This window comes from Bradyrhizobium sp. 197 (assembly GCF_023073375.1).
Taxonomy (GTDB): Bacteria; Pseudomonadota; Alphaproteobacteria; order Rhizobiales; family Xanthobacteraceae; genus Bradyrhizobium.
The window spans coordinates 1-5,255 of the sequence record NZ_JADPJJ010000091.1; the positions used below are offsets into that span (position 1 = coordinate 1).

The following is a 5,255-nucleotide window of genomic DNA, read 5'->3' on the forward strand; positions in this document are numbered from 1 at the left end:
TCAGACGGCCCATCATGGATCGACCTCGCCGAGATTCGCGTCAACACAACGGAATCACGCTTCGTGACTTGTCTCAACCGACTTTTGCAACAAAATCGGTCAGAAGCCGCCGAACTAGCGCCCCGGCTGCAAACTTCGGGTCTGCTCCTGAGAACCGACATGCAGCGACACCCCGCCAACGGAAGCGATGGGCCACAAGTGGACAAGACCGCATGATCGATAGGGCTTGCCTCAAATCAACCCATGGTTTTATGTGGAAGAAGCGAAGCCTCGGACTGGAGCCGATTCGGTGTCAGATTTTTTGAGGACGGCCAAGTTTCTGCTTCTTGATCTTTCCTCTACGATTTTCTACTAGAGGTCGCAATTTGACCCGAGGCGGACAAAGGGCTTGCTGCCTTGCAGCGCAAGGGTTTTCGCTTCGTAGGTACTGTGCAGGAAGAAAGGCGCGGAAGCCCAGCTGAGCAGACCGGTTCCGCGACGCTTGTTGGCGCGGCTGCAGAGACGCCACCTTCAGCACCACGCCTTTCCATCGTCGTGCTGCCATTCGCCAACCTCAGCGGTGATCCATCCCAAGACTACTTCGTCGATGGTGTGACCGAGAGTCTGACCACGGACTTGTCACGCATCTCGGGAGCGTTCGTGATCGGCCGACATACCGCATTCACCTACAAGAATAAGGCGGTCGATCTCAGAATGATCGGATGCGAGTTGAACGTCCGCTACGTGCTCAAAGGCTCGGTGCAGCGCAGCGACAATCAACTTCGGGTCAATGTGCAACTGGTCGACGCGGAAACGGGTCATCATCTCTGGGCCGAACGGTTCGACAAGCCCGTGGCCGATCTGTTCGATATGCAGGACGAAATCGTCTCCCGGCTCGCTCAGGCACTGGAGGCGCAGCTGCTGGCTGCAGAGGCACAACGATCAGAAACGACACCCAGTCCTGACGCCATGGACCTGTATTTCCTGGGGCGAGCGAGCTTCAATAAGGGGCACACTGCCGAGAACTTGTCGCGAGCACGTAGCTTTTTCCAGCGTGCCCTGTCGCTCGATTCCGGAAATATCCCTACGCTTGTATCGATGGCCTTGGTTGACCTGACCACGGTTGGCGGTTTTCTTGCTGACGACCGCTCCGGGCACCTCGCGGCCGCAGAGGCGAATCTGGTCAAAGCGTTGTCCTTGTCTCCACGTGACGCCAGCGCGCTTGCACTCCTTGGCGTGGCCAAGATTCTTTCAAATCGGGCTGCGGAAGGCATCCTTGAATGTGAACAAGCGTTGGCACTCGATCGAAATCTGGCTTATGCGCACGCATGCATTGGCGTCGGCAAGAATTACATCGGCCGTGCCGCAGAAACTGAGGGCCACATCCAACAGGCTCTCCGACTGTCCCCTCGGGACATCGGCGCCTTTTGGTGGATGATGTTCGCAGGTAACGCCAAATCGTTTCTCGGTGCCTACGCGGAGGCAGTGGTCTGGCTGCGTCGGAGCATCGATACGAACCGGAATATGCCCTTTGCACACTTCAACTTGGCCGCCGCGCTGGCCCAGTTGGGACGTTTGAAGGAAGCGCGAGTTGCGGCGAAAGTGGGGCTTACGCTAGATCCGAGCTTCACGCTGCGTCGCTTTCGAGCCAATGCGCCGAGTGACCATCCAACTTTTCTTGCCGGCCGCGAGGGCATCTACCAGGGCATGCGTATGGCTGGGGTGCCCGAGGGCTGATGTCCGAAGTGGCTCACGAGCTGACCTCAGTAAGGTAAGCCTATGGGAAGGTCTGGGCTTTGGCGGTATTGCTTTGGTGCCCGATTTTCTCCTGTTGCTCGCAGCCATCCCGCTCGCCGTGCGTGGCATTTTGAGAATACTTCGACTCTAAGGGATGGCTGCCAAATCGTTCTGACGTTTCTGAGTAATCCTCTGCCGAGATTTCCGCTAAGGGTCAAAATGCGACCTGCCGAACTTCTTCGGCCTTGTCTGCTCCTAGTACGCTAGCCGACGCAGTTCTCGCGCAGAGCGGCCTACGTTCGCGCTCTCAGGGACATCGAGAGACGGAATGCGGGCGAAGCGGTTGAGACACCCCCATCTGCCTACGTGTTCCCTGAGCTTCCTACGGGCGAACAGGGGGGCGCGCTACGCGAAGCCTTCGAGGGCTGGAAGAAAGAGCGCGAGAGGCCCGAGGGTACGGTGCACGAATACGGTCGCGCCATTGAAATGTTCATCCAACTTCAAGGCAACCTTCGGGTCTCGGAGATGAGACGCTCTCACGCGCGCACCTTCCGTGAAGCGCTTCAATTGGTGCCCAAGCAGCGCAAAGGCCCACTCCTGAAGGCATCGTTGCCGGAATTGAGCGAGTACGGGCGTACGCACCCCTCCCTCCCAAAGGTCTCTCCGGGCACCGTGAACAAGCAACTGGGCGCCGTGCAGGCGATTGCTGGGTGGGGTCACCACGCTGGCCTAGTGCCCGAGGATGTCCCGTGGTCTGATCCGTTCAGCGAAATGAGGCTGGAGGAGGAGCAGTCCGAACGCGAGCCATTCGATGCCCGCGACCTGCAGACCATCTTCAACGCTCCTCTGTTCACTGAGCACAAGCTCCCCATCGGCGCGAAGGGAGACGCGGGGACATGGTTGCCATTACTCGCACTTTTCGCAGGGGCGCGCCAAGCGGAGTACGCAGGCCTTCGTGTATCTGACATCCGTGAGGACGAGGAGACAGGAATTCCGCTCATGTGGTTCACGCGCGACATTAAGGCAGGACGGCGGCTCAAGACGAAAACATCAGAGCGTGTCGTACCCGTGCACCCCCAGCTCGCAGGGCTGGGCTTTCTTGATTACGTGACCGAACAGCGCAAACAAGGTGAGCGGGCTTGGCTATTCCCTACGGTCGCCCCTGATCAGAAGGGCGCGCTTAGTGCTTGGTCGAAATGGTGGGGCCGCTATCTGCGCAACCACGTCGGCATCAACGACAGCAACAAGGTGTACCACAGCTTCCGCCATGGGTTTCAGGACGCTCTCCGGCGCACCACGCCTGATGAGGAGTTGCGGGACGCCCTGACAGGACGAAGCAGCAGCAAATCAGTTGGCCGGACCTACGGTGCCAAGGAGATGTTGCGACTGTTGGGGTGCCCGAACCCTCAAGCGAGCAGTGGATGACATCTCGTATTCCGGTCTGGACCTGTCGGGTGTCCGCACGTCAAAATCTGTAAAGCGCAGGCGCGGCACCTAGGTGACCCCAGTGATCGAGGAAGGCTGTTAGCACCGCCATGCCGAGCTTTCGGTACGACTGGCTCTTGCGGTCAACGTTGAGTTGGAAATCATTCAGCAACTCGTCCAGCTCCTCTCGGATGACACTTATGTCACCGCGAGCCAATGCATGGGGGACCATGGCTAGCTCGTATTCGAGTGTGCCAGCGCGCTTCAGAACTTCGCGGTCCGACAAGCCCGCCTCTGGCGTCACGCCAACGGCAAATGGGGTTTGATATTCGATACCCGCCGCGCTGAGCTGCGCTGCAATGCTTTGAAACAAGGGCTCGGAGTCAGTGCCCTCGCGGCGTTCCTCCTCGTCATTCGCCAACCGAGCCGCGTAGTAAGTTTCGGCCATGCGCTTTATTTGCGCATCAGTGAGCGATGGGATGACAGGGCCGTCCTTCAGCAGCGCCTCAGCATCCGCAAGCGTCCGGTCGAAATCCGCGAGGACGTGTGTGGCCGCCACGTTAGCCGCCTTTAGGTGCTTGGTGCCGAGTGACTTCTTGAGGAACACCTGTCGGTCCCGGCCGGTGTTGAGCACACGCGCAACAGCCTCTTGGAGGCGCTCAGGCACCTTCCGCTGGGCGTAGTACGTCCCGTTTCTGTCTTTGATCAGTCCCATCAACGCGCGCATCAAAGCTACGACCGTGTGCTACCACCTGAGCGCAGTCAAAGCCATGATTTGCGTGATGTTTTTGATATCTCAGCGCTTCTGAAGCCGCTGGCGCTCCCTAGGGGAATCGAACCCCTGTTTCAGCCTTGAGAGGGCCAAGTCAATCCGCTCAGCGAGCATCAGTCTGTCCCGGCTCGTCTGCATGAGCCGGCGTAACCGCACCAGTTTCGTACCAGAAACGACCTCCTCGAAACGCAACAATCGCGATCGAACTCAGATGAAACCGCAGCAAGATCAACGAACCTGATCGATAGTCTGCCGCTCATAACGGTCTGGCTGCAGGATCGAGTCCTGCCACACATATCGGGAAATCGCCCGCGCTAGATTCTAATTAGTCTCGTTCCCCCTGCGACTCTTAAGGCGCCAATACTTCGTACGTTGAACGCCGCTTGATTGCTCACCACTAGGTGGGCTTCTTTCTGCTCAACCTTCCAGGGTCAACCGCCAACTGCGGCTGCCCGGCTGACTTCATAATGACCGCTCAACAACTTCATTGCGACGACAGCAACGAGAACGCAGATGATTTGCAACAGCGTTCTGGTCGAGAACACTCTACTGAAGAGCGTCATAATGAAGCCTCTAGCGCTGGTGACCGAGCCGGATTCCAAGCTTGAGCGCCTTTTGGCGGAGTGAGCCTTCGGAGCGCTTTGTGAGCTTCGCGATTTTTGCAACGGGCGTCTTTGCTTTCGAATGAGCGCGCAGCTCTTTCACGTCAGCCTTTGTGTATTCACGACGCACAGTTTTCTTCTTTGTAGCCGTCTTCTTTGCGTTCTTCGCCACTTTTAGCTCCTCAATTCGACAGTGGGCGTACTAGCACAGCCGCATTGAGGCGCAACTCTCGATCAGTTGACGCTATATCCTGGTCCGGGCGCGCTGTACGCAAGTGGGCCAGCTCACAGTTGGCTCACGCAATCTGTGATATAGATTGGCTTTTGGCGCACTTTTGGGGATGGTGTGAATGCCGAAGAATATTGTGATCTTTTCCGACGGCACAGGTCAGGCCGGCGGCATCAATTTCGATGAAGCGCGGACGAACGTTTACAAGCTCTACCGCGCCTGCCGCGTCGGTCCGGACACGAAGGTCGAACCATCCGAACAGGTCGCCTTCTACGATGCCGGTCTCGGTTCTGCGTCTGATGGCGGTCATTTCAAGATTGGCTGGATGCGGTGGCTGTACAATCTCGCCAGCATGGCGACGGGCCTCGGGATCACTCGGAACATTGTCGATTGCTACGCCGCGATCATCGCTCTGTATGAGGAAGGCGATCGGATCTTCCTGATCGGTTTCAGCCGGGGCGCTTACACGGTCCGATCGGTTGCAGGGGTCATGACCTATTGCGGCGTCCCG

At 58.0% G+C, this 5,255-nt stretch carries 6 protein-coding genes and 1 tRNA gene; 4 read left to right on the forward strand and 3 right to left on the reverse strand.

The genetic code is table 11. From position 1 onward, the window contains the following. From IVB27_RS20365 to IVB27_RS20375, 3 genes are all read left to right on the forward strand, one after another. A partial coding sequence (locus IVB27_RS20365; protein ID WP_247445059.1) for a hypothetical protein occupies nucleotides 1-216 on the forward strand: 216 nt, incomplete at its 5' end. 180 nt (nucleotides 217-396) lie between these two features. Next, entirely contained in the window at nucleotides 397-1,716 is a 1,320-nt protein-coding gene (locus IVB27_RS20370; protein ID WP_345946899.1) for an adenylate cyclase, read from the forward strand. Between the two features lie 459 nt (nucleotides 1,717-2,175). Beyond that, nucleotides 2,176-3,141: a site-specific integrase gene (locus tag IVB27_RS20375; RefSeq protein WP_247445060.1), complete on the forward strand. Its 966-nt coding sequence runs from the start codon at nucleotides 2,176-2,178 to the stop codon at nucleotides 3,139-3,141. A gap of 40 nt (nucleotides 3,142-3,181) precedes the next feature. Here IVB27_RS20375 and IVB27_RS20380 read toward each other — a convergent pair whose 3' ends face one another. The 3 genes from IVB27_RS20380 to IVB27_RS20390 all read right to left on the reverse strand — a co-directional run bounded on the left by IVB27_RS20380 (nucleotide 3,182) and on the right by IVB27_RS20390 (nucleotide 4,687). Then, complete coding sequence (locus IVB27_RS20380) at nucleotides 3,182-3,856, reverse strand: DUF6538 domain-containing protein (RefSeq protein WP_247445061.1); 675 nt, start codon at nucleotides 3,854-3,856, stop codon at nucleotides 3,182-3,184. A 100-nt stretch (nucleotides 3,857-3,956) separates the two neighbouring features. After that, nucleotides 3,957-4,025, reverse strand: a tRNA-Glu gene (locus IVB27_RS20385). A gap of 461 nt (nucleotides 4,026-4,486) precedes the next feature. Further along, on the reverse strand, nucleotides 4,487-4,687 hold the full coding sequence (locus IVB27_RS20390) for a hypothetical protein (RefSeq protein WP_084301864.1): 201 nt from the start codon (nucleotides 4,685-4,687) through the stop codon (nucleotides 4,487-4,489). A 178-nt stretch (nucleotides 4,688-4,865) separates the two neighbouring features. On the opposite strand from IVB27_RS20390, the gene IVB27_RS20395 reads away from it, so the two are divergent. After that, nucleotides 4,866-5,255, forward strand: a 390-nt coding sequence (locus IVB27_RS20395) for a phospholipase effector Tle1 domain-containing protein (protein ID WP_247445062.1), incomplete at its 3' end; no start/stop codon positions are given.